This is a genomic window from Saccharothrix sp. NRRL B-16348 (assembly GCF_001280085.1).
GTDB lineage: Bacteria > Actinomycetota > Actinomycetes > Mycobacteriales > Pseudonocardiaceae > Actinosynnema.
Genome location: NZ_LGED01000046.1, coordinates 98,366 through 121,698 on the forward strand (window position 1 = coordinate 98,366; position 23,333 = coordinate 121,698).

18 protein-coding genes, 3 tRNA genes and 2 pseudogenes are annotated in these 23,333 nt (G+C 71.6%); 7 read left to right on the forward strand and 16 right to left on the reverse strand.

Annotation, left to right across the window (positions count from 1 at the left end):
- Positions 1-98: 98 nt before the first annotated feature.
- Positions 99-560: pseudogene (locus tag ADK67_RS55295) on the reverse strand (HAD family hydrolase); the annotation flags it as partial.
- Between ADK67_RS55295 and ADK67_RS55045 the strand changes: the two are divergent.
- The 4 genes and pseudogenes from ADK67_RS55045 (at position 547) to ADK67_RS52275 (ending at position 2,774) form a co-directional block, all read left to right on the forward strand.
- On the forward strand, positions 547-678 hold the full coding sequence (locus ADK67_RS55045) for a hypothetical protein (RefSeq protein ID WP_331459256.1): 132 nt from the start codon (positions 547-549) through the stop codon (positions 676-678). The pseudogene ADK67_RS55295 and the gene ADK67_RS55045 sit on opposite strands and share 14 nt — an antisense overlap.
- Before the next feature lie 72 nt (positions 679-750).
- On the forward strand, positions 751-996 hold the full coding sequence (locus tag ADK67_RS55050) for a hypothetical protein (RefSeq protein ID WP_331459257.1): 246 nt from the start codon (positions 751-753) through the stop codon (positions 994-996).
- A pseudogene (locus ADK67_RS53445) lies at positions 974-1,647 on the forward strand (replication initiator); the annotation flags it as partial. The gene ADK67_RS55050 and the pseudogene ADK67_RS53445, both read left to right, overlap by 23 nt.
- Positions 1,648-2,096: 449 nt before the next feature.
- Positions 2,097-2,774 (forward strand): tyrosine-type recombinase/integrase, encoded by a 678-nt coding sequence (locus ADK67_RS52275; RefSeq protein ID WP_053715693.1) that lies wholly within the window; start codon positions 2,097-2,099, stop codon positions 2,772-2,774.
- 75 nt (positions 2,775-2,849) lie between these two features.
- Here the strand turns inward: ADK67_RS52275 and ADK67_RS07720 are convergent.
- The 7 genes from ADK67_RS07720 to ADK67_RS07750 all read right to left on the reverse strand — a co-directional run bounded on the left by ADK67_RS07720 (position 2,850) and on the right by ADK67_RS07750 (position 8,847).
- Positions 2,850-2,925 (reverse strand) — tRNA-Arg (locus ADK67_RS07720).
- A 39-nt stretch (positions 2,926-2,964) separates the two neighbouring features.
- Positions 2,965-3,054 (reverse strand) — tRNA-Ser (locus ADK67_RS07725).
- Between the two features lie 117 nt (positions 3,055-3,171).
- The gene (locus ADK67_RS07730; RefSeq protein ID WP_053715694.1) at positions 3,172-5,169 is read right to left on the reverse strand and encodes an acetoacetate--CoA ligase; all 1,998 of its coding nucleotides are present in this window, start codon (positions 5,167-5,169) and stop codon (positions 3,172-3,174) included.
- Positions 5,170-5,228: 59 nt separating this feature from the next.
- On the reverse strand, positions 5,229-5,993 hold the full coding sequence (locus ADK67_RS07735; protein WP_053715695.1) for an ESX secretion-associated protein EspG: 765 nt from the start codon (positions 5,991-5,993) through the stop codon (positions 5,229-5,231).
- Positions 5,990-7,327 carry a PPE domain-containing protein gene (locus ADK67_RS07740; protein ID WP_053715696.1) on the reverse strand — a complete coding sequence of 446 codons (1,338 nt, stop codon included), beginning with the start codon at positions 7,325-7,327 and terminating at the stop codon, positions 5,990-5,992. The genes ADK67_RS07735 and ADK67_RS07740 overlap by 4 nt, the downstream gene beginning before the upstream one ends.
- Complete coding sequence (locus ADK67_RS52280; RefSeq protein WP_197289329.1) at positions 7,327-8,037, reverse strand: hypothetical protein; 711 nt, start codon at positions 8,035-8,037, stop codon at positions 7,327-7,329. Before ADK67_RS52280 ends, ADK67_RS07740 begins: the two co-directional genes overlap by 1 nt.
- A gap of 132 nt (positions 8,038-8,169) precedes the next feature.
- Positions 8,170-8,847 (reverse strand): dienelactone hydrolase family protein, encoded by a 678-nt coding sequence (locus tag ADK67_RS07750; protein ID WP_053715698.1) that lies wholly within the window; start codon positions 8,845-8,847, stop codon positions 8,170-8,172.
- 121 nt (positions 8,848-8,968) lie between these two features.
- On the opposite strand from ADK67_RS07750, the gene hisC reads away from it, so the two are divergent.
- A complete protein-coding gene (gene hisC / locus ADK67_RS07755) occupies positions 8,969-10,036 on the forward strand; it encodes a histidinol-phosphate transaminase (RefSeq protein ID WP_053715699.1) in 1,068 nt (355 codons plus the stop codon).
- A 4-nt stretch (positions 10,037-10,040) separates the two neighbouring features.
- Here hisC and ADK67_RS07760 read toward each other — a convergent pair whose 3' ends face one another.
- From ADK67_RS07760 to ADK67_RS07780, 5 genes are all read right to left on the reverse strand, one after another.
- The gene (locus tag ADK67_RS07760; protein ID WP_053715758.1) at positions 10,041-10,790 is read right to left on the reverse strand and encodes a sulfite exporter TauE/SafE family protein; all 750 of its coding nucleotides are present in this window, start codon (positions 10,788-10,790) and stop codon (positions 10,041-10,043) included.
- A gap of 117 nt (positions 10,791-10,907) precedes the next feature.
- A complete protein-coding gene (locus ADK67_RS07765) occupies positions 10,908-14,099 on the reverse strand; it encodes an SdrD B-like domain-containing protein (protein ID WP_157619999.1) in 3,192 nt (1,063 codons plus the stop codon).
- 121 nt (positions 14,100-14,220) lie between these two features.
- Entirely contained in the window at positions 14,221-14,574 is a 354-nt protein-coding gene (locus ADK67_RS07770) for an HIT family protein (RefSeq protein WP_053715701.1), read from the reverse strand.
- A 30-nt stretch (positions 14,575-14,604) separates the two neighbouring features.
- Positions 14,605-17,721: a carboxypeptidase-like regulatory domain-containing protein gene (locus tag ADK67_RS07775; protein ID WP_053715702.1), complete on the reverse strand. Its 3,117-nt coding sequence runs from the start codon at positions 17,719-17,721 to the stop codon at positions 14,605-14,607.
- A 75-nt stretch (positions 17,722-17,796) separates the two neighbouring features.
- Positions 17,797-18,786 carry an SMP-30/gluconolactonase/LRE family protein gene (locus tag ADK67_RS07780; RefSeq protein WP_053715703.1) on the reverse strand — a complete coding sequence of 330 codons (990 nt, stop codon included), beginning with the start codon at positions 18,784-18,786 and terminating at the stop codon, positions 17,797-17,799.
- A gap of 82 nt (positions 18,787-18,868) precedes the next feature.
- On the opposite strand from ADK67_RS07780, the gene ADK67_RS07785 reads away from it, so the two are divergent.
- Positions 18,869-19,303 carry a MarR family winged helix-turn-helix transcriptional regulator gene (locus ADK67_RS07785; protein WP_197289330.1) on the forward strand — a complete coding sequence of 145 codons (435 nt, stop codon included), beginning with the start codon at positions 18,869-18,871 and terminating at the stop codon, positions 19,301-19,303.
- Positions 19,304-19,340: 37 nt separating this feature from the next.
- Here the strand turns inward: ADK67_RS07785 and ypfJ are convergent, their stop codons facing one another.
- Entirely contained in the window at positions 19,341-20,243 is a 903-nt protein-coding gene (ypfJ, locus tag ADK67_RS07790) for a KPN_02809 family neutral zinc metallopeptidase (RefSeq protein WP_053715704.1), read from the reverse strand.
- A gap of 543 nt (positions 20,244-20,786) precedes the next feature.
- On the reverse strand, positions 20,787-22,520 hold the full coding sequence (locus ADK67_RS07795) for a bifunctional metallophosphatase/5'-nucleotidase (RefSeq protein WP_053715705.1): 1,734 nt from the start codon (positions 22,518-22,520) through the stop codon (positions 20,787-20,789).
- Between the two features lie 173 nt (positions 22,521-22,693).
- Here ADK67_RS07795 and ADK67_RS07800 point away from each other — a divergent pair, with 173 nt between their 5' ends.
- Complete coding sequence (locus ADK67_RS07800; RefSeq protein WP_053715706.1) at positions 22,694-23,125, forward strand: MarR family winged helix-turn-helix transcriptional regulator; 432 nt, start codon at positions 22,694-22,696, stop codon at positions 23,123-23,125.
- A 63-nt stretch (positions 23,126-23,188) separates the two neighbouring features.
- Here the strand turns inward: ADK67_RS07800 and ADK67_RS07805 are convergent.
- Positions 23,189-23,275: transfer RNA gene (locus ADK67_RS07805), tRNA-Ser, on the reverse strand.
- Between the last annotated feature and the right edge of the window lie 58 nt (positions 23,276-23,333).

Sequence of the window (23,333 nt, forward strand, 5' to 3'; positions counted from 1 at the left end):
CCTGCACGCACCAGTTCTTCCAGCTTTCCTGGTTTCTGGGCAAGCCCAATGATCGTCGAACCTGCACGTAGCGCCGCGTGAACATCTGCCGTGGAATCTCCGATCAGGACACAGCTTGCTGCTTGGACACCAAGCACGTCGCATGCCCTGGTGATGATGTACGGAGAAGGGTTGAGCAACGTTGGATCTGCTCCCTCTCGCCCCGCGACAGCGTCAACGTAGCGAGTCAAGTCCTGCATGCCTAGATATAGGTCGATCGCGGCTACAGAGTTGTTACTTGCGACCCCCATCTTGCGGCCAGTTCCGTGCCAACCGCGCACGAGCCGATGAGCGTCAGGCGTCGGCGTGGCGGTGACTACAGCCCCAACCTCGAGCGCTCGCAGGGAAGCCTTGACCGCTGGGTGTTCGGCAACGGCATTGAGGCGGTCGAGCTGCTGGAGGAAATCGCAGCTGAGGTGAAGGAGCGTGCGGCGCGGTATCGGGGCATTCGGCGGCTGTGGGCTCGGGAGACCGGTGAGCCGTTGACCGTGCTCGTGGTGGAACGAGTTGGCGGACGTGATCGCCTACCAACCGGACAGGCAGCTTCGGGATCGCGCGGTGCGGGCAGTGCAGACGATCACCTCGCAGGGTCGTGCGCCCGGTTACGTGCTCGTCGGCCTGGTCCAGGATCCGCGCTAGAAGGTCGTGTCCTTCCGACACCTTTTCACCACGCGCGTTGCCCTGCGCCTGGACGAGCCGCAGCAGGTAAACATGGTGCTTGGTGACGGCGTCTGGCAGCTCGGAGCGGCTGCGCACGAGATCGCCGAGAACACGCCCGGCGTCGCGTGGGTCAAGCAGGACGGCCAGCGGGAGCCGGACCGGGCTCGGGCCTTCCACGTGACAGACGCGGCCCTGGCGGTGCTGCGGGAGTACTTCCGGCCTGCCGAGGTGAGGCCGTTCCCGACCACGCCCGACGGTGCTGGGGGGTGGCGGCATGACGGGCGGTACGCGGGCTGAACGGATGCGTCAGCCGATGGCGCTGGACGTGGCCAAGGCTGCGGCTGAGCAGCACGGGGTGTCCGTGCGGCCGTTCACGCTGGAAGTCGAGGACCGAGCGACGTACGAAGTGCGCTACGTCGCCGTGCCCTGTGGGTCGACGGTGGGGAGCGCCTGCAAGCCGTGTGCCAAGAAGGCCAAGGCGCTGCGGATGGCTCAGTGTCGTGAGGGCTGGCACATGGCCGAGGAACCCGACTTCACTCCGACCCCACCGACTGAGGACCAGAAGGCGCTGTTGACGTTCCGGGCCGATCTGGTCAAGGCGTTCTGGGAGGCGGTCGAGGCTGGCGAGGCGGGTGACGCTGACGAGTTGCGCGAGGAGATCCACTCTGTCGACAGGGAACTTCGGCAACTCGGCGTCCGGGGTCGCTTCCCCTCACCCGACGCACCTGCCAAGCGACCCGTCAAGCGGTCGACCAGGCGGCGTCAGGACGCACCGAACCTGCCTCGACGGCGCGTCGAGAAGCGAACGGTGGGCCGGGAGTACGCAGGGGGTTCCGGCCCTCGATGTTCGTCACGCTCACCCTCGACACCTACGGGCGGGTGCGTGACGACGGCACACCGGTCGACCCGGACTCGTACAACTACCGGCGGGCGGCTCGAGACGCGGTGGAAGCGCAAGAGCGTCTACGGGAAGACTTGGGAGGAGTGCAACAACAAGAAGATCGAGCTTCAGGACGCCAACCGGCGCGATGTCCCGGTCGCCACTACGAAGCTCACGGTCGAGGACTACTTCGCCTACTGGCTGCACGAGGTCGCGGAGCCGTCCGTCAGACGAACCACGTTCAGCTCGTATGAAGGGCTCACCCGGCTCTACATCGTCCCCGGTCTGGGCAAGGAGGCTGAAGGAGTTGACCGCCCAGCACATTCGGACGTAGCTCAACACGGTCGGCAAGACCTGTCAGTGCTGCGCCCAAGGCAAAGACGCCAAATGGGCCGAGAAGCCGGGTCGCAAGCCGCGATGCTGTGCCAAGCAACCGAAGGAGTGCTGCCAGTCGTTCCCGGCTCCCGCGAGCATCCGCTACCTGCTGCGGCTGTTGCGGGCAGCGCTTCAGGACGCGGTGGAAGAGGACGTCCTGGCGCGGAACGTCGCCACGCTCGTGAAGCTGCCCAGCTCGGGCAAGCGGAAGCATCGCGCCTGGAGCGTGAAGGAGGCTCAGCAGTTCCTCACCACGGCGAAGGAGCATCGCCTCTACGCGCTGTGGGCAGTCGGGCTGGCGCTTGGCCTGCGACGTGGTGATGCGCTGGGTCTGCGGTGGGAGGACGTCGACCTGGTGGGCGGCAAGCCCACCATCACCAAGGCGCTGCACCGGGTAGACGGCAAGCTGACCTTGGATGACGTGAAGACCGAAGCGTCAGCGGCCACGATCCCGTTGCCCGCTCCCCTGGTCACGGTCCTCAGGCGGCACAGGGCAGTGCAGGCCGGTGACAAGCTGGCGGCCAAGCGCTGGGTGGACACGGGCCTGGTCTTCACCACGCCGCACGGCACGCCGATCGAGCCGCGCAACATCAACCGGACGTTCGAGGCGCTGTGCGTGAGGGCAGGCGTCCGCGTGATCCGGGTGCACGACATGCGCCACACGGCGGCGACGATCCTCTTCGCCATGAAGGGTCGACGCGGCGACGGTTCAGCGGATCTTGCGACACAGCTCGATCAGTGTGACGACTGGCACGTACATCGAGGTGATCGAGAGCGCGCAGCAGGATGCGGTCAACCGGATGGGCTTGCTCTTCGATGAGGCCGCCGAGAAGTGAACTGCGGTCACAAATGCGGTCAGAGGCCCTGTGGAACGTTCTCCACAGGGCCTCTGAGCTGGTGCGCTCGGCAGGATTCGAACCTGCAACCTTCTGATCCGTAGTCAGATGCTCTATCCGTTGAGCTACGAGCGCATCGTTCTTCAGTTGTCACCCAGCCGAAGCCGGGTGTTGCGGAGGCTCCGGGATTTGAACCCGGGATGGGCGATAAACCCAAACCGCATTAGCAGTGCGGCGCCATAGACCAGACTAGGCGAAGCCTCCCGGAGCCCTCGGCTACGACGCATAGATTACACATGCCCCCGCCGCTCTAGCAAAACGCCCCCCTCTTTACCGCATCCGTGCTGGTCAGAGGGGGTAGAGGGGGGCGTTGAGGCGGCCTCAGGGGGTGGTGACGTGAGGTAGGTCTCGGGCCAGGGCGAGGAATGGGTCCAGGGCGGCCGGGTTGCGCAGGGCGTCCAGGCTGACGGCGCGCTCGGGCGGTGTGCCGGCCAGGATCTTCTTCACCGGGACCTCGCACTTCTTGCCGTTGAGGGTCCTCGGGATCTCGTCGACGGCCACGAACCTGTTCGGCACGTGCCGCGGCGAGAGGTTGGTCCGCAGTTCCGACCTCAGCCGCGGTTCGAGGTCGGGCAGGGTGACGTCCGGGTCCAGGACCAGGAAGCACAGGAGTTCGCCGTCGGTCTGGCCGGCGCCCGACGTGTCGATCACGAGGGAGTCCGCGACGCCCGGCAGGCCCTCTACGACCCGGTAGAACTCGCTGGTGCCCATGCGGACGCCGCCGCGGTTCAGGGTGGAGTCGCTGCGGCCGTAGATGACGGCGGAGCCGCGCCTCGTGATCCTGATCCAGTCGCCGTGCCGCCAGACGCCCTCGAAGGTCCCGAAGTACGCCTCGCGCAGCTTCGAGCCGTCCTCGTCGCCCCAGAAGTACACCGGCATCGACGGCATCGGCTGGGTGATCACCAGTTCGCCGACCTCCTCGACGACGGGTTCGCCGGACTCCGAGTAGGACTCCACGGCGGCGCCGAGCGCACGGCACGAGAGTTCGCCCAGCCAGACCGGCAGGTCGGGGGCGGCGGCGACGAAGGCGGTGCACAGGTCGGTGCCGCCGGAGACCGACGCGATCTGGACGTCCGGACCGACGGCGGACGCGATCCAGCGGAAGCCCTCCGGGGTCAGGGGCGCGCCCGTGGAACCGACGACGCGCAGGCCCGTCAGGTCGTAGCGCTCGGCCGGGTGGACGCCCTCCTTCAGGCACGACTGGATGTACGGCGCGGACGTGCCGAAGTACGTCACGCGGTGCTGCTCGGCCAGGTGCCACAGGACGTCGAGGTCGGGGTGGGCGGGACTGCCGTCGAACAGCACGATCGTCGACCCCACCAGCAGGCCGGAGACGAGGAAGTTCCACATCATCCAGCCGGTGGTGGTGAACCAGAAGAACCGGTCGCCCGGGCCGAGGTCGCTGTGCAGCGCCAGCATCTTCAGGTGCTCGACCACGATCCCGCCGTGCCCCTGGACGATGCCCTTCGGCAGGCCTGTCGTGCCGGACGAGTAGAGCACCCACAGCGGGTGGTCGAACGGCACCGGTTCGAACGCCATCGGCGCGTCGGCGTGGTCGGACAGCAGGGAGTCCCAGGTCACGGCGCCGGGCAACGGGGTGCCGCCCACGTAGTCGATCATCACGGTGGCGCGCAGCGACGGGATCTCCGACCGCAGCCTCTCCACCGTCGGCCGCACGTCGAACGCCCGCCCGTTGTACCGGTACCCGTCGACCGTCACCAGCACGGTCGGCGAGATCTGGGCGAACCGGTCGGCGATCGCCCGCGCGCCGAAGTCCGGCGAGCACGACGACCAGGTCGCGCCGAGCGACGCCGCCGCCAGGAACGCGATCAGCGCCTCCGGCGAGTTCGGCACGAGCGCCACCACGCGGTCACCGGGCCGCACGCCCAGCGACACGAAGCCGGCCCGCACGGCGGCCACGCGGCGGCGCAGCTCGCCGTACGTGAGTTGCGACGACAGCCCGTCCTCGCGGTGGAACACGACCGCCAGGTCGCCGTCCGGGCCCCTGAGGGCGTGCTCCGCGTAGTTGAGCGTGGCGCCGGGGAACCAGGACGCCCCGGGCATCACGGGGGCCTCCAGCACGCGCGTGGGCGGGCTGTGGAACACCACCTCGAAGAACTCGGCGATCGCGCCCCAGAACCCCTCCAGGTCGGAGGTGGACCACTCCCACAGCGACTCGTAGTCGGGGAGGTCGAGGCCCTTCGTCGAGGCGAGCCAGGAGCGGAACGCGGCCATCCTGGTGTCCTGGACCCGGTCGGGGTCGGGACGCCACAGGACTTCCGCCTCGCCGGCGGCGGCGCCGGCACGCATCTCGGTCATACCTGAAGTTCCTAGCCGATCGGACGGCCCGGAACCACAGGGGGCGTCCACACACCGGATCAGTTCCGGCCGGCGCTCGCCACCAGTCCCTCGACCGCGGAGATCAGCCTCGGCGCGTCCGTCGGCGCGACGACCAGCCACCCGTCGTCCCGCCGCACGAGGTACCGGCCCTCGGCGGTGTCCAGCCACGACACGGCCGCGCCGGTCGGGTGCAGGTAGCCGGCCCGGTTGCGGGCGATCACGCCGACCTGGCCGCCGCCGCTGCGCGTGGTCACGGCGCGCATGAGGGTGTTGGCCTCCGGCTCGCGCAGGCCGACGGCGCGCAGCGCGTCGAGGAACCCCTCGCTGCCGTCGTCCTGCCCCGCCTTGCCCGCGGCCAGGTAGTCGTCCCAGCGGACGTTCACCGACCGGCCGCTGCCGGGCGGCGCGGGCGGCAGGGTGTTGACCGTGGTGGCGGCCAGCGCGGTCGGCCGGAACCCGGCCACCTGCACCTGGTTGCCGAGCCTGCCCGCGAACGCGCCGTGCCACGCGGCGGTGGCCAGGCCGCGCGCCTGGGCGCCGCGCACGGTGAAGAACACCTCCAGGCCGATCTCGAACTCGGCCAGGCCGCGCAGCAGCCCGTACAGCTCCTCGTCCGGCCGCCGCACGGTGCCGAGGCCGCGTGCCGCCAGGTCGCGGGACGCGGTCTCGATCAACGCGTCCCGCTCCCGCTGGGTGTGCCCGAAGTGCCTGGTGCCGAGCGGGACCGGGTGGGCGTCGCGGTGGACCGCCTGCCAGAGCAGGAAGAACTCCACTTCGCTGAGCCGGAAGACGCGCTCGGTCACAGGCCGATCACCGGGGGTGCGGCCTTGCGGTCGACGCCGAAGACGTTGTCGTCGTCCTCCAGGTAACCGGGACGGTTCCGGTCCTTCTCGCCACCGCCGGCGACGGGCGGCGGCGCGGCCATCGGCGCGGCGCCGATCATGCCGGACTGCGGCGTCACCGACTTGGGCGCCTGGAACTGGCTGGTCACGCTGCCGGGGTTGGCGGAGCCGCGGTCGGGGCCGAGCGCGCCCGTGGCGGCGCCGGGACCGGCCAGGGGACCGCCGCCACCGCCGCCGGACGCGCCGACGGGCGTCGGCATGGCGCCACGGCCGCCGAAGCCGCCGCGGCCACCGGCGAAGCCGCCTCGACCGAACTGGGGCGACGTGCCGCCGGGACGCTGGTTCGGCGTGCTGCCGCCGGGGTTGTTCACCACGGCGCTGCCGCCACCGCCGCTGCCGCCACCGCTGCCGTCGGTGCCGGGCGGGTTGGGCGTGACGACGACGGGCGGCGGAGGGGGCGGCGCGACCGGGTTGGTCGGCGGGCTGAACGACGGCACGGTGCGGTCGACCTCGTAGGAGTTCTGCTGGAACATCGCCATGACCTCGGCGGCCTGGCGGTGCGTCGCGTCCGCGGTGACGACCGAGTCGATCGCGGGCCCGGCGATGGTGTCGATGCCGGTGAACGCGCCGGGCGAGCGGACGAGCGGGGTCGAGCCCGCGGCCAGGCCGTCCTGCGACGTGAGGGACGGCGTCCGGTAGCCCGCGTCCTCCACCAGCCGGGTGCCGGCCAACGGCGAGCGCGGCGTGGCGAGCGGGGTCGGGGTGGCGACCGGGGTCGACGGCGCGTCACCGACCGGCGTGACGACCGGCGGCGCGGGTGCGGGCGGCGGCATCATCTCGCGCGCCGTCTGCACGTGGTCGATCTCGGTGGCGATGCACTTGGCCACGTTGTCGGCGTGCTCGCTGGTGTTCAGCGCCCACTTCTCCACCGACTCCAGCGCCTCGCGGGCGCGTTCGGCCGACTCGCCCGTCCACGCCTGGCTGGACTGGCCGATCGCCTTGGCCAGCAGCGTCTGCACCTCGCCGAGCGACTTGCTCACCGTCGCCCAGTCGGTCTGGGCGCTGCTCGCGGCCTTGAGGTCGACGCCGGTGTTGATCATCTCCCACAGCTGCTGGTGGGTGTAGGTCATCCAGTCGACCTTCTGGCCCAGGTCGGTGGGCTTGTCGTGGCCCTGGCCGCCGCCGTGGCCGCCACCGTGACCCTGACCGTGGTTGCCGCCGTGACCCTGACCGCCGTGTTGGCCGCCGCCGTGACCCTGGCCACCGTGGTTGCCGCCGTGCATGTTGTCGCCCATCAGCCCTTGGCCTCCCCCGCGGATCCGAAGGCGTCCGCAGCTTCGTCGTCGGCCCGTTCCAGGTTCCGCGCCGCTTCGCGGATGGTCTCCTCGACCTCGAAGAGCACCTGCATGAAGTCGCCGATCACGTTGACCGCGGACTCCTCGTTGCCGACGGCCACCTCGCGCAGCCGCCTGCTGATCGCGTCGCTCACCCAGTTGTTGCCGAACTTCAACTCGACGTCGAGGTTGTTGACCGCGCGCCCGTGCACGGTGTCGACCAGGTCGCGGGCCTGCGAGACCAGCTTGAGCAGGTCGTCGACGCCCTGCTTGTCCAGGTCGAGCTGAACGGATTCCTTGTCCACCGCGCCCAACGCGGTGGTGGCCTTGTCCAGGTCGGTCTGCGCGGCCTTCGCGAAGCTCTCCGCCACCACGGGTTTGGCCACGTCGGTGTCGGGGGAGGCCGCGGCGGGCAGGGTGACGGTGGCGTCGGTGGCCGGTGGCGCGGTGGTGGCCGGCGGCGCGGCGACCGGTGGCGCGACGGGCTCGGCAACCGGTGGAGCCGGCGTGGAAACCGGTGGCGCGGCAACCGATGGCACCGCGGCCACCGGCGCGTCCGCCACCGACGTGTCCGCCGCGACCGCGGGCTGGGCCGCCGCGGACGGCGTGAAGCCGGGCGGGATCCGCACCGTCTGCGAACCCGCGAGTGGGACCATGTTCCCGTCGCTCATCACTACCCCCTGCACTGCGATTCGCCGCAGGCCTACCGCGCGTTAGCCGACGACGACCGAAATCAGGCGTTCCGGACGCCTCCCTTAGATGTACCGGGAACCCGGTTCGGTTCCAAGCCGCCGACCAGAGGCTTAGCGAAGATGTGAGTCGAACCAGTTCAACGCCCGCTGCCACGCCTCCGCGCTGGCCTCCGGCGTGGTGTCGAACCGGTGGCTGGTGTGGGAGAACCGGACCACGTCGGTCGCCACGGGCGCCGCCGCCGCCGCGTCGCGCAACTTCTCCACGTCGCTGAACGGGATCTCGGCGTCGTCGTCGCCGTACAGGCCGAGCCACGGGCAGGTGAGCTCCTCCGCGACCTCCACCAGCGACGGCAGCCCCTCGGCCAGCGGTTCCAGGATCCCGCCGCCACCGACGGTCACCGCGGCGCCGACGGTTCGGCTTCCCGCAACCACCATCGCGACCGATCCGCCCAGGTCGAAGCCCATGACGCCCATCCGGTCCTGGCTGACGCCCTGCTGGGCCAACCAGACGAACGCGACGTCGGTGTCGGCCAGCACGGCGTCGCCGGACAACCCGCTCACCATCGCCGGCGCCTCGTCGCCGGACACCTCGTCGTAGAGGTGCGGCGCGACCGCCAACCACCCCTCGGCGGCCAGGCTGCTCACCAACCCGCGGACGGTGTCGGTCACGCCGCGCGCCTCGTGCAGCACGACCAGGCCGCCGCGGACGGCGTTCTCCGGCTCGGCGACGGTCAACCGCAGCTCGCGGCCGTCGGTGAGGGAGAGCGTCTCGGTGCGGGTAGCAGTCATGTCCCAACCCTTCCACGTGGGGGTGAACGGCAGTCAACGTGAGCATCCGTACGGCAGGTATGCCCCATCCGGCTCTTTCACCGGATAACGTCCAGCTCAGAACCCTGAAGGGAGTCCTTGGATGACCGTGCGAACCCGCGCCGACCTCGTCGCGCTGCCCGGATACGTGCCCGGTAAGACGATCCCCGGCGCGATCAAGCTGGCCAGCAACGAGGTGTCGGCCGGACCGCTGCCCAGCGTGGTGCGGGCGATCGCGGACGCGGCCACCGCCGTGAACCGCTACCCCGACACCGCCGCCACCGAGCTCGTGGCACGCCTGGCGGACAAGCTCGGCGTGCCCGCCGACCAGGTGGCCGTCGGCTGCGGCTCGGTGACGTTGTGCCAGCAGCTGGTGCAGGCGACGTGCACCGAGGCCGACGAGGCGCTGTTCCCGTGGCGCTCGTTCGAGGCGTACCCGATCATCACCGCGGTCGTCGGCGCGCGGCAGAACCGGGTGGCGCTGACGTCCGGTCACGGGCTCGACCTGGACGCGATGGCCGACGCGATCACGCCGGCCACCCGCCTGGTGTTCGTGTGCAACCCGAACAACCCGACCGGGACGGCGTTGCGCGCGGCGGAGATCGAGCGGTTCGTCGAACGGGTGCCGTCGGACGTGCTCGTGGTCATCGACGAGGCGTACAAGGAGTTCGTGGACGACCCGGACGTGCCCGACGGCGTGGAGCTGGCCAAGGCGCAGTGGGCCGCGGGCCGGGACAACGTGGCCGTGCTGCGCACGTTCTCCAAGGCGTACGGGCTGGCCGGGCTGCGCGTCGGGTACGCGGTCGCGTCGCCCGCGGTGGCCGAGACGCTGCGCAAGGTCTACGTGCCGTTCAGCGTGAACGCCCTGGCGCAGGTCGCCGCGCTGGCGTCGCTGGACGCCGAGGCCGAGCTGATGGCGCGGTGCCGGGCGATCGTGGCCGAGCGGGCCAGGGTGCGCGGCGAGCTGCTGGCCGCCGGGTTCGAGGTGCCGGAGTCGCAGGCGAACTTCGTGTGGCTGCCGCTCGGCGAGCGGACCGCGGCGTTCAACGAGCACTGCCTGGCGCACAAGGTGGTCGTGCGGGCGTTCGTCGGCGACGGCGCGCGCGTCACGATCGGCGAGCCCGAGGAGAACGACGCGTTCCTGGCCGCCGCGAAGTCGTTCGGCGGGTGAGCGTTCAGCGGGTCAGGATCTGAGCGATGGCCACGACTCCCACCACCACGATCACCGCGCGCAACGCGGCCGGTGGGAGTCGGCGGCCGACCTTCGCGCCGAGCTGGCCGCCGACGACCGAGCCGACCGCCAGCAGCAGCACGGCGAGCCACGCCACGTCGGCGATGAAGATGAACAGCACGCCCGCGACCAGGTTCACGAACGCGGTCAGCACGTTCTTCAGGGCGTTCATCCGCTGGATGTGCTCGCTCATCAGCACACCCATCAGGCCCATCACCAGCACGCCCTGCGCCGCGCCGAAGTAGCCGCCGTAGATGCCCGCGAAGAACACGCCGATCCACAGGCCGACGCCGCCGTGCTCGTGCCGCTCCCGCTCGGCGAGCTTGCGGTTGAGCCACGGCTGGGCGACCACCAGCACCAGCGCGATGGCGATGAGCACCGGGACGATCGCCGAGAACGCGTCCTCCGGCAGCACGACCAGCAGGATCGCGCCGACCACGGCGCCCAGCACCGAGGCGGGCAGCAGCCGCTTCACCCGGGCCGCCTGCCCGCTCAGCTCGCGCCGGTAGCCCCACGCGCCGCTGAGGGAGCCGGGCACCAGCCCGAGGCTGTTGGACACGTTGGCCACCACCGGCGGGTAGCCGACGGCCATCAGCACCGGGAACGTCACCAGGGTGCCGGAACCCACCACCGTGTTGATCCCACCGGCGAACACACCGGCCAGGACGACGACGATCGCCTCCAGCGTCGTCACGGCCACTCTCCCCTGGTTCTCGCGGTTGGTCAGCGACGCTAACACCGCGTCCGGCGGGGCGCGGTGTGGTGATCGCGACACCGCGCCCCGCCGGTCAGGGGTTTCACCCGTCGGTCATCAGGTCGTGCGACGCCCGACCGCGCGCGCACCGATGCCGAAGGCCAGCAGGAGCACGCCGACCAGCCCCAGTCCGAGCAGGCTCGCGCCGGTCCTGGCGAGGGCGTCCTGGGTCGAACCGCCGGCACCGCCGCCGACGGCCGGCGGCGTGGGGTTCGCCTCACCCGGCTGCACGGGGGTCGGGTCCGCGACGTACGGGCCCGGCTCCACGTGGATGTCCTGCGGGTACGGGTTCCCTCGGACGACGCGCAGGAACGGGTACTGGGTGTTCGTGCGGACCTTCCACGGGCCGACCACCACCGGCGTGTAGTGACCAACGGGCAGGTCGGTGAACGTGAACGTGCCGGACGCGTCGGCCGTCGCCGCGCCCGCGTACCGCTCGGTGCCGCGGTCGAACAGCACGACCTTCACGTTCGGCACCGGCTGGTAGGGCCAGTCACCGGTCAGCACCCGGCCGGTCGTGGTCCACACCGCGCCCGGCACCACGGCTTCGTCGGCGTCGCGCGGTGCGCCGACGACGATGGTGCCGTCGGCGGCACGCGGGCCGATGTCGCAGTTCACGGTGACCCGACCGTGGTCGGCCGCCCGCTCCGGCATCGCCGCCGTCACGTCAGCGGTCCACGTCTCGCCGTCCGCGATCGCCACACCGGCGCCGTCGTAGGCGAGCGGACCCCACCCCTCGGTGGAGTTGTGGATCTCGTAGCCCTCGCCGGAGCCGCTGCAGAACGCGAAGACCGTGAGGGCGCCTCCGGTCTTGTTGGTGATCTCGAACTTGATCTTCGGCGAGTCGGTCGGCAGGTAGGAGTCCTGGTCGAACGACAGCTCCGCCGTCAGGTCGTCCGAGATCGGCCGGACCAGCCCGGTCTCGTACGTCGCGTCGCCGTCCGCCGTGACCGTGAGGACCTGGTAGGAGTCCTCGGCCTCGATCCAGCCGTCCGCGTGCCGCGTGGAGACCGAGTAGCGGCCGATCCCGACGTCCTCGAGCCGGAACCGGCCGTCGGCGTCCGTGCGGCCGGTGTGCCACGCGTTGCCCGAGAGGCCGCCGCTGACGGTGACCTCCACGTCCGACAACGCCTTCTCGCCGGCGTCGCGCACGCCGTCGCCGTCGGTGTCCGCGAAGACCCCGACGGTGGCGTCACCGGTCGGGTGCGTCACCGAGGCGCTGAGGTCGATCGGCACGGAGGTGCTGCTCCAGGTGACGATCTTCCCCTTGAGCGTGACGGTGTTCTCGAGCCGCCAGGACATCGCGTGACCGACCAGCGTGACCTCGTACGACTCGCCGGGCCACAGGAACAGCCTCGGCGGCGGCCCGCCCGGTCGGTAGCTCTGGTCGAGCAGGCCCCACTGGCTCAGGTCGTAGTTGAGGCTGGTCCCGTAGTCGTTCTCGAACCGCACCTCGGTCCGGTGACCGGCACCCGCGTTGGTGACCTTGACCTTGGCGGTCACCGGCTCGTCGACGGTGTAGTGCGCCTTGTCGAAGGAGGCGGTGACCTCCAGCTTCTCGTGCGACGCCGGTTCGGCCACGGTCGGACCGGCCGTGGCGACGAACGCCACGCGCGCGGTGCCGTCCGCGACGACGTCCGCGGTGAACCAGCCGTTGCCGGTGGCCTTGTCCCGGTAGTCGCCGAGCAAGAGCACCTTCGTCGGGCCCTCCGGGAGCCTGTCGAACGTGAACGAGCCGTCGTCGTGCGACACGGCCTCGGCGATCTTCAGGCCGGTGCGCCGGCTCAGCGCGACCAGCAGGGCGCCGTCGAGCGGCCGCGCGCCGTCGCCGGAGTCGAGCGCCAGCGTGCCCTCGACCGCGCCGAACGCGCCGACCTCGGCGGAGTCCGACGAGCCGATGTAACCGGAGGTGGCCCGGCCGCTGTCGCCGAAGTTGCAGGCGACGGAGATCGTGCCGGAGAGGACGGCCGCCTCCGGCACGGTCTCGGTGACGGTCACGACCTTGGTCTCACCGGCGGCCAGCGAGATGCCGGTCCCCTCCGGTCTCAGCGCGGCCCACGCGGCCGACCGGCCGTCCAGGCTGCCGTCGGACCAGGACTCGTCGCACACGGCGACGACGCCGGTCAACGGGTTCGTGCCGGAGTTGGTGAGGGTGACCCGGATGCCGACCTGGTCGGTGGCCCGGTAGGTGTCGCGGTCGAACTCCAGACGCGGGCGCAGCACCGTGGACACCGGTGGCGCCAACGGGAACTCCAGGTTCGCGGCGACGCCCGCCTGGACGGTGAACCAGGCGCGGCCCGCCGCGATGACGCCGCCCGGGTCGGGCCAGCTCTGGAGGTAGGCGCGGTACGTGCCGGTGGGGATGTCGTCGCCGAAGGTGAACCGGCCGGTGGCGTCCGTGCGGCCGTCCAGCCACGTGGCGGGCGCGCCGCCGGTGGCGTAGACCGGCAGGTCCGCCAACCCCTCGCCCTCGTCGAACCGGCCGTTGCCGTTGGCGTCGCGGTAGACCAGACCCGCGGCGGAACCGCGGCCCTGCGGCACGGTGGCGGTGGCCTCGGCGCGGTTGTCGGCGGGTGTCGGGTCGGTCGTCGGGCCGTTGTCCTGCAGGCCCGTGCGGGCCTCGACGGCGTAGGTCACCGATGAGGCGCGCGCGTCGTTCTGCCTGCCGACGAGCCGGTAGGTCTTGCTCGCGCCCGGTTCGAGCGTCGGGCCGGGTACGCGGCGCAGGTCCGCGGCGCCCGCCTTGAGGGTGAGCGAGCCGTACTCCCGCCAGCGGACGTCCACGGCGGGCGCGTTGCCGACGTTGCGGACGCTCACCGTGAAGCCGATGTCGGAGTCGGGCGCGTACTCGGCCTGGTCGAAGGCGATCGACACCCGGAGGTCCGGCCGGGTGGCGGGCGGCACGGCAAGGGGCCCGACCCGCGACTCGACCGGCGCCCTGGTGTCGGTGTCGGTGTCGGCTTCGGCGGGTTGCTCGGCCGGCGGCTCGGTCGTCTCGGTGGTCGGCTCGGCCGAGGTTTCCGTTGGCGTGACCACCGGGGTCTCGGTCGGTTCGGTGGGCGCGGTCGTCTCCGGCGGCGCGGTGGTCTCCGGCGGCGGTGCCGCCTCCGTCGTGGTGGTCGTGGGCTCGGTTTCCTGAGCCCACGCCAGCGGACCGCTCAGCGCGACGACGAGCACGAGCACGCCCGCGGTCGCCGCGCGAAGGATTCGTCTCGCGCCGTTCGGGCGCGCGACAGCACTACTGGACAAGGAGTCCCCCCAAAGCTAGGTCCTCACCCACCGCGGAAAACCGGCGTCCCCCGAGCCGCCGCCGGGCAGGGCCTGTGTATTCAGGTCAAGCTACTGCGTCGGACGAACAGCGCACGGCGTTTCACCCCGAAAGCACCGCGGCCGTGACGAACCGGGCCACCCCCTCGCCCGCCGCGATGTGCCAGTGCAGGTGCCGATTGTGCTGCTCGTCGCCGAGCGTGGTGAGCACCTGGCACCCGCCGTGCCGGGCGACGACCTGGGCCGCGGCCCGCTGGAGCACGGCGAGCACCTCGGCGCCCAAGGCGGGCGTGAGGTCGAGCAGGGAATCCACGTGCGCCTTGGGCACCACGATCACGTGCTCGCGGCCGAACCCCGGCCGGGGCGGGCGGAACGCCAGGACCGTCGCGGTCTCGACCACCACCTCGACCTCGACCCGACCGGGGATGACCTCGTCGCAGTACCAGTCCTGGCGCACCCGTCCGAACGTAGCGGTCGGACCGGAGGGCTAGACCGGGCGCCGTCCCAACGCCCGCGCGCCGATGCCGAACGCCAGCAGCACCAAGCCGATCAGGCCGAGTCCGAGCACGCTCGCGCCGGTGGTCGCCAGGGCGTCGTCCCCGATCGGACCGCCGCCGGCCGGTGTGTCACCCGGTGGGGTGGCGTCCGGGTCGACGACCACCGGTCCCGGCTCGACCGCGATCAGCTCGGGCTCCGTGGCGCCGCGGACCGCCGCGAACAGCGGGCCCTCGTGGAACCTGACCACCCGCCACGGGCCCAGGACCAGCGGCGTGTAGTGGCCGACGGCCAAGTCGGGGAACGTGAGCATGCCGTGGGCGTCCGCCGTGGCGCGGGCGACCGTCTCGTTCGTGTCCGGGTCGAGCAGGAGCACGGTCACGTTCGGCACGCCGACCGACTGCCTGCCGCAGCACTCGACGACCCGGCCGGTCGTGGTCCACACCGCGCCCGGCACCTTGGCCTTGGCCCGGGCGATCGGCGCCAGCTCGCGGAACCGGCCGTCGGCGTCACGCGTGCCGAACGCGCACGTCGCGGTGATCAGCCCGTGGTCGGGCGACCCGACGGGCATGGTCTCCTCCACGGTGGTCGACCACGACCTGCGCGCGGCGAGCGGCAGGCCCTCGCCCACCTCGTTCAGCGGACCCCACTCCTCGCCGTTCTCGATCTGGTACGGCGTGCCGAGGCCGCCGCACACCGCGTGCACGGTGACGTCCGCCAGGCTGTTGTTGGTGATCGTGACGTTCAGCCTGGGCCGTTCGTCCGGCTGGTACGCGGGTTTGTCCCAGGCGATCACGGCGGTCAGCGTTTTCGCGGGCCGGACCAGGCCGATCTCGAACGTCAGGTCGCCGTTCGCGGCGAGGGTGAACCGGTCGTAGAAGTCGATCGGCAGCGCCCAGCTGGAGGAGTGCGAGGCGCGGACCCGGTAGTTGCCCGCCGGGACGTCCTGGAGCCGGTAGCGGCCGGCGGCGTCCGTGATGCCCCGGTGGAACTCCGTGGGAAGGCCGCCCTCGACGGTCACGTCCAGGTGCGGCAGCACTTCGCCGGCGTCGAACACGCCGTTGGCGTTGGCGTCGCCGTAGACCAGGATCGTGGCGTCGCCGACGCCGTGGCTCACCGCGGCGGACAGGTCGAGCGGCACGGACGCGCCGTGCGTGCCCACCGTGATCCGGCCCTTGAGCGAGACCAGGTCGCCGATCCACGGCCGGGGCTCGCCGACCAGGGTGACCTCGTACGACTCGCCCGGCCACAGGTACAGGCCCTCGGTCGGGATCTGGAACGGGTACAGCGGGCCCCACTGGTCCCAGTTGTAGCTCATCGTGGACGGCACCCACTCCGGCACGAACCGGACCGGGCTGCGCGGCCCGACGCCCGCGTTGGTGACCTTGACCCGAGCCGTCACGGTCCCGGCGATGTCGTACTCCGTCTTGTCGAACGACGCGGTGACCTCCAGCTTGTCGACCTCGACCGGCTCGGTGACCTCCGGGCCGGACGCGACCTCGAACTCCACCCGCGTGGTCGTGTCGGCGACGACGTCGACGGTGAACCAGCCGTCGCCGGTGGCCGCGTCCCGGTACTCGCCGAGCACCAGGACCTTCGTGCGGCCCGCCGGCAGCTTGGCGAACGAGAACTCGCCGCCGTCGTGCGACCGGGTCTCGGCGACCGGCAGGCCGCTGCGCTGGTCGAGCGCGACGAGCCGCGCGTCGTCCAGGGGCGCGCCGTCGGCGTGCCGCACCGTGCCCTCGACCGCGCCGAACCAGCCGACCTCGGCGAAGTCCGACGAGCCGATGTAGCCCGCGGTGCTGCGACCGCTGTTGCCGAAGTGGCAGGCGACGCCGATCCGGCCGACGGCCGCCGCGTCCTCGGGCACGGTCTCGGTGATGGTCAGCACCTTCGTCTCGCCGGCGGCGAGCGTGACACCGGGGCCGTCCGGGCTCAGCGCGGCCCACGCGGGGCCGTTGCCGGGCAGCCGGCCTTCGTCCGGCTCCTCGTCGCACACCGCGACGACCCCGGTCAACGCGGTCGCGCCGGTGTTGGTGAGGGTCACGGCGATGCCGACCGGGTCGGTGGGCCGGTAGGACTCGCGGTCGAACTCCAGTTTGGGCCGGAGCACTTCCAGGACCGGCGAGGCCATCGGCAGCGCGAGTTCGGTGGTGACGCCCTGCTCGACGGTGAACTCGGCGTGGCCCGGCGCGATGACGAACGGGTTGCCGTGCTCGATCAGGTAGGCGCGGTAGCGGCCGGTGGGCACGTCGGGTCCGAAGGTGAACCGGCCGGTGGCGTCCGTGCGGCCGTTCAGCCAGGTCGCGGGCAGGCCGCCGTCGGCGTAGACCGGCGAGTCCGGCACGCCCTCGCCCTCGTCGAACGCGCCGTCGCCGTCGGCGTCGCGGTACAGCACGCCGCGGGCGGCGCCCCAGGTCAGCGGCACGCGGGTGCTGTCCCTGCCGGTGTTGTCCTCCGGCGTCGGGTCCATGTCCGGGAGCGACTGCCTGCCCGTGTACGCGGTCAGGCTGTACTCGACGCGGTCGTAGAGCGGGATCGACTGCCGCCCGGCGAGCCGGTAGGTCTTCGTCTCGCCGGGCGCGATGGTCGGGCCGGGGAAGTGGCGCAGTTCCCCCGCGCCGGTCGTGAGCCGCAGATCGCCCCAGTGGGTGAACCGGACGTCGACCGCGGGCGCGGCGCCGGCGTTGCGGACCGTGACGGTGAAGCCGATGTCGGAGTCCGGCGGGTACTCGTCGCGGTCGAACGCCAGGGAGACCTTCAGGTCGGCCCGCGGCACGGGCGCCGCTTCGACGCGGGGCTCGGCCGGCGGCACCGGGTCGGGTTCGGCCGGCGGGGTGGTGGGCTCGGGCTGGGCCGGCGGCGACGTGGTCTCCACCGGCGGCTCGGCCGTGGTCGGCGTCGTGGTCTCGACGGGCGTTTCCGTCGGAGGCTCCGGCGCGGACGGTGTCGTCGTCGCGGCGGGTGTGGTGGTCGTGGTTTCCTGCGCTGACGCCGGCGCCGACGCGATCGGGCCGCCGAGCGTCACGGCGAGCGCCACCGCGCCCGCCGTGACCGCCCGCGTGATGCGTCCCGCGCTGTTCGCGCGCGCGACGGTGCTCCTGGACATCGGGTGTCCCCCGTAAGTAGGTCCTTGCCCACCGCGGGTTGCCGACGTCCCCCGAGCCGCCGCCGGGCAGGGCCCTTACACGATCGTGCCGGAAGCTACCGCTTCACCGGCGTGCCGTCCCCGGCTTTCGCGGAACTTCCGCAAGGTGTACCCGTCCGACAGGCCCGTGCCGCCGACGAGCACGCCCAGGTCGCCGTCGACCACGTAGCTGCCGTGCGGCGAACGGGCGATCGTGGTCGGCTCGTCGTCGCCCCACGGCGCGACGCGGTGGGCGGTGCGGGCGGCGCCCCAGTTGTCGCCCGACCGCAGCACGGTGACGGCCGCTTCGCCCGGTGCGCCGAGGGAGTTGGTCACCACGGCGAGGGAGCCGTCCGGGCGCAGGTCCATGCCGTCGCCGCCGACGAGCGGCCGGTCGAGGGCGACCTCCGAGACCCGACCCGATCGGGTGATCTTGAACAACGCGCCCGTGTCGTAGCGGACGGCGAGCGCGAAACCCCCGGGGTGCCAGACGATCCCGTTCAGGCCGATGGTGTCGCTGCGGAACCGCGGGTCCCGGGCCAGCACGGTGGCGCGGCCGGCGCGGTCGACCCGGTACAGCGCGTCGGAGGCCGGGTCGGTGACGTAGGCGTTGCCCGCGTGGTCGACGGCGACGTCGTTGGCGCTGTGCCTGCCGGGGCCGATGGCCAGGTCGACCACGTGCACCGGCCGTCCGGTGGCGAGGTCGAACACGCCCAGCCCGGAGGACCGGTAGGTGGTCTCCGGCGTGGACCGGGCGCCGGCGCCCATGTCGCCGTACGCCACGTAGACGCGGTCGCGCACCACGTGCACGCCGAACGCCGACACCATGCGGGGGTCGCTGATCAGGGTCGTCGTGGTGCCGTCGCGGACGACCTCGACGGTCCCGCGGCGGATCGAGCCGAGCAGGAACGCGTGCCGCAGCGGGTCCCAGGCGATGCCCTCGGGGTGCAGTGCGGCGGATCGGCCGGTGATCACGTCCGGCGCGGCCGTGGCGGCGGCCGGGGTGGCGGTGAGGATCACCAGCACGAGAACCATCAGGAAACGCATGACGCTCCGTCCACTTGTGTAAGTACGTACACGAAAGTAGATCAGAGCACTGATGCTCGTCAACGCGCTTTACGATCGGGACATGGGCATGCCGATCGAGGAGCGCCTTGGCGGCGACATCAAGCGGGTCGAGCACGAGCTGATGCTGGTGAAGCAGCAGGCCGTGCGGCCGGCCGGGCTGACCGTGGCCCAGTACGCGACGTTGCTGGTGCTCCACGACCACCCCGGCGTGTCAGCCGCCGAACTGGCCCGCCGCTGCCGCGTGACACCGCAGACGATGACCACGATCCTGCGCAACCTGGAGGCGGCCGAGCTGATCGCCCGCGTGCCGCACGAGGTGCACCGCAACGTGCTGGAGACGCGGCTGACCGAGGCGGGGCGCGCGGCGTTCGAGATGGCCGACGAGCGGGCCTCCGCCGTCGAGCGGAAGCTGGCCGACGAGTTCAGCGCGGCCGAGCGGGACACCCTCCGCGCCCTGCTGGCACGGTGCTCGAAGGCACTGAACGGTCAACCCTGACGAGCCGCCCGCGACGCCGGAGGCGGCGCGATCCAATTCAGCCGAGGTTGTCGGTGTCGAAGGTGTTGCAGCGCGCCGGGTCGCCGGTCTCGTAGCCGGTCGTGTACCACTTCTGCCGCTGCGCCGACGTGCCGTGGGTGAACTTGGTCGTGTCGACCTGGCCGCCGCCCAGCTCGCCCTGGATGAAGTCGTCGCCGATGCGGGCCGCCGCGTCGAGCGCCGCGTTCACGTCGTCCTGCGTGACGCCGCTGATCAGCGGTTGGCCCGACGCCGTCGGCACGGTCTCCGCGTGGTTGGCCCAGGCGCCCGCGTAGCAGTCGGCCTGCAACTCCAGCCGCACCGAGCCGGACGTCGGCCCGGACCCCGAGCCCACCCGGTCCGAGGTGCCCAGCAGGTTCTGGACGTGGTGGCCGTACTCGTGCGCCAGGATGTACGCCTCCACGAACGGGCCGCCCGTGGCGCCGAACTTCTGCTGCATCTCCTGGAAGAACCCCAGGTCGATGTACACCTGCGCGTCCGCCGGGCAGTAGAACGGCCCCACCGCGGACGACGCGCTGCCGCACCGGGTCGACACGCCGCCGGAGAAGAAGTTCGTCTGCGCGGCCTGGTACGTGCGTCCCGACCGGGCGAACTGGTCTGACCAGTAGGCCTGGATCGAGTTGATGAACGCCACCGCGCGGCAGTCGGACTCGCGGTTGGCGTCCGCGCCGGTCCGGCACTTCTCCTTGATGGCCTCGGAACCCACCTGCTGGTCCCGGCCCACGTCGCCGAACCCCGAGCCGGACGGCAGCTGCGCGCCGCCGCCGATCTGGGACAGCACGAAGTACAGGATCAGGCCGACGATCCCCAGCCCGCCGCCGCCGACGGCGACCCGCCCGCCGACACCGCGTTGGTCGGAGACCTGTGACGTGTCCAGCTCGGCGTTCTCGTTGAACTGCACCGCGCGTCCTCCCAGCCAAGCACCGAACCCGGACAAGACGAGGCCCCGGGTGCGGGGCCCGACGTCGGGGCACCGCACCCGGGGTTTTCCCATGTGGAAGTGACGAAACCTGCGTGACGGGGTCGGCGTGGACCACGGTCGGCGCCGACGGTGGAGACGGCACCCTGATGACTTACCGGGTCAACATCGTCAAGCGCGGCGATGGCGCCAGGGGCGCCGTGCGCTCGAAACCCCGTCGGAGCCGCTCACGTTCGCGATCGGGCCGGTCTCATGACCGCTCCGCCCGCGGGGTTGCGGCTCGAACGCGGCTCGTCACCGCGAGGACTTACCTGCACCGCACCACCTACCCCTTCCGGGCGTGCCGCCGGCGGGTCAGCTCGGGTTCCGCCGGTGGCAGGTCCTGCTTCGAGGATGCGCCTGTTCGGCCCGATGCACAACCCGAAGAGAGGCCCCTGAACTGGTGAAATGAGATTCATCCGGCTCAGTAGGACAGTGGTTGCGCGCTGTGAGCGGGCACAAGGGGCCCGCTCACAGCGCGTGTCGTCACGGCGTGGTGGTGATGCGCCCGAGCGCCGGCGGGACGGTGTTCGGGTTGGCGGTCAGGTAGGCCGTGAAGCCGTCCAGGTCGATGCCGCCACCGGTGATCTCCGTGCCCGCGGTGAACGCGCTGAAGCCGTCACCGCCGCCCTGCAGGAAGCTGTTGATCGTGACCCGGTAGCTCGCGGCCGGGTCCAGCGGCGTTCCGTTGAGGACGATGTTCGACACCTTCGAGCCGATCGGCGCGGACGCCGACCACGAGTAGGTCAGGCCGGCCGACGGCTGCAGGATGATCTGCCGCTGCGCGCCGTTCACGATCTGCCACTGCTGCTCCAGCGCCGCCTTGAGCTGCGCGCCGGTCAACGTGACCGTCTGCAGGATGTTGCCGAACGGCTGCACGGTGAACGCCTCGCCGTAGGTCACCACGCCGTCGCCCTCACCGGCCGGCGAGGAGGCGTGGGAGAGGTCGGCGCGCACGCCGCCGGGGTTCATCAGCGCGAGCACCGCGCCGTTGTCCGCGGTGGCGGCCAGCTGCGAGTCGGCGATCAGGTTGCCCAGCGGCGACTCGCCCGCCGGGTTCTGCGCGCGCGGGATGTCCCGGGCGATGGTGCCGACCGGCCGGTTCGCGATCGGGCCGGACTTCGACTTGGCCAGGTCGATGATCGCCTGCACCTCGGGGTCCGGGGTGACGTTCCGGGTCACCACGTGGTTGCGGGCGACGGTGGCCGAGCGGACGACCTCGCGGGTCCGCTTGTCGATCTTGAGGTCGACCACGGACAGCTCGCGGCCGAACGCCAGGCCCTCGATGAACGGGCGCGGGTTGCCCGCCGGGTCGGTGACCGTGCAGTTGTAGTGCTGGTGGCTGTGGCCGGAGAACACCGCGTCGATCTTCGGGCTGACCTGCTCGGCGATCTTGCGGCCGGGGCCGCCGGCGACCGTGCGGCACTCGTCCGGACCGCCGCCCGAGGTGTTGTCGCCCTGGTGGATCAGCAGCACGATCGACTTCACGCCGAGCCAGTTCAGCAGGTCGGCGTACCGGTTGGCGGCGGCGACCTCGTCGCCGAACTCCAGCTCCTTGATGCCGTTCGGGTCGACCAGGATCGGCACGTCCTTCAGCGGCATGCCGATGAACCCGATCGGGACGCCGTCGCGGAACTCCACCCAGAACGGGGGCAGCGCGGGCCGGTCGTTCTTCGCCAGCGTCACGTTCGCGCCGAGGATCGGGAAGTCCGCGCCCTCGTAGGTCTCGCGGAACTGGCAGCCGTCGGCCGGGTGGCAGCCGCCGCGCTGCATCCGCAGCAGCTCCTGGTAGCCCTCGTCGAACTCGTGGTTGCCCGCCGCGGTCGTGTCCATGCCGACCTGGTTGAGCACCTCGATCGTCGGCTCGTCGTGGAACAGCGCCGACACGATCGGGGACGCGCCGATCAGGTCGCCCTGGCCGACGATCACCGAGTGGCGCGCCTCGGCCTGGAGGTTGCGGATGTGGGTCGCGTTGAAGGCGGCGCCACCCGCTTCGACCTGCGTGCCGTCCGACAGCGTGACCCGGCCCGAGGAGCCCGAGGGCGGCTCGATGTTGCCGTGCAGGTCGTTGATGCCGATCAGGCGGACGTCGACGGTGCGCGCGGGCCGGTCGTCCTTGTCGGCCACGGCGGGGTTCTGCACCAGCGTGACCGCCAGCGCTGCCGCCGCGGTGACCGCGAGCGCGGCGGAGCGCTGCGCGGTGCGTCTGAACGAGGTCATGGGGTGGGTTCCTCCCTGCGGCGCCCCGGTAGGAGGGCGCGGTACGGCGCAGGAGTTTGCCTGGCGGAGCTGACCGGCACCAGACATGGCGGTGGATCGTCCGTTAACGGATATGTGCGGCCTAACCTTGTGGGGTGACTGAGCAGGAGCCGCGTTGGCTCGACGATGGGGAGATGCGCGCCTGGCGCAACTACGTGGTCGGGGCGTCGATGCTCGCCGACCGCCTGCACCGCGAGTTGCAGGACGGCCACGGCGTGTCGTTGGCCGACTACGAGGTGCTCGTGCGCCTGTCGGAGCAGCCGGCGCGGCGGATGCGGATGTCGCAGCTCGCGGACGAGGTGGCGTCGTCCAAGAGCCGCGTGTCGCACCAGGTGGCGCGGATGGAGCGGGAAGGGCTGCTGCGCAGGCGGGAGTGCCCCGAGGACGGCCGCGGCGTGTTCGCCGAGCTGACCGACGTGGGCATGGCGCTGCTGGAGACGTCCGCGCCGACCCACGTCGAGGGCGTGCGCGACCACATGATCGACCTGCTGTCGCGCGAGGAGCAGGAGGTGGTGGCCAAGGTGTTCGAGCGGCTCATCGCCCACCTGCGCGACCTGAACGGGTAGCCGCCCCTCGACGCGACAGCGCCCCCGCACCCGGTGAAGGGCGTGGGGGCGCTGCGTGGACCGCGGTAGCGGTGGGATTTGAACCCACGGAGGGGATCAACCCTCGCACGTTTTCAAGACGTGTCCCTTAGGCCGCTCGGGCACGCTACCTCGCTGGAGGAGCCTAGCCGACGGGCGTCGCCGACGGGCAGTCGAGCACCGGGCCCCG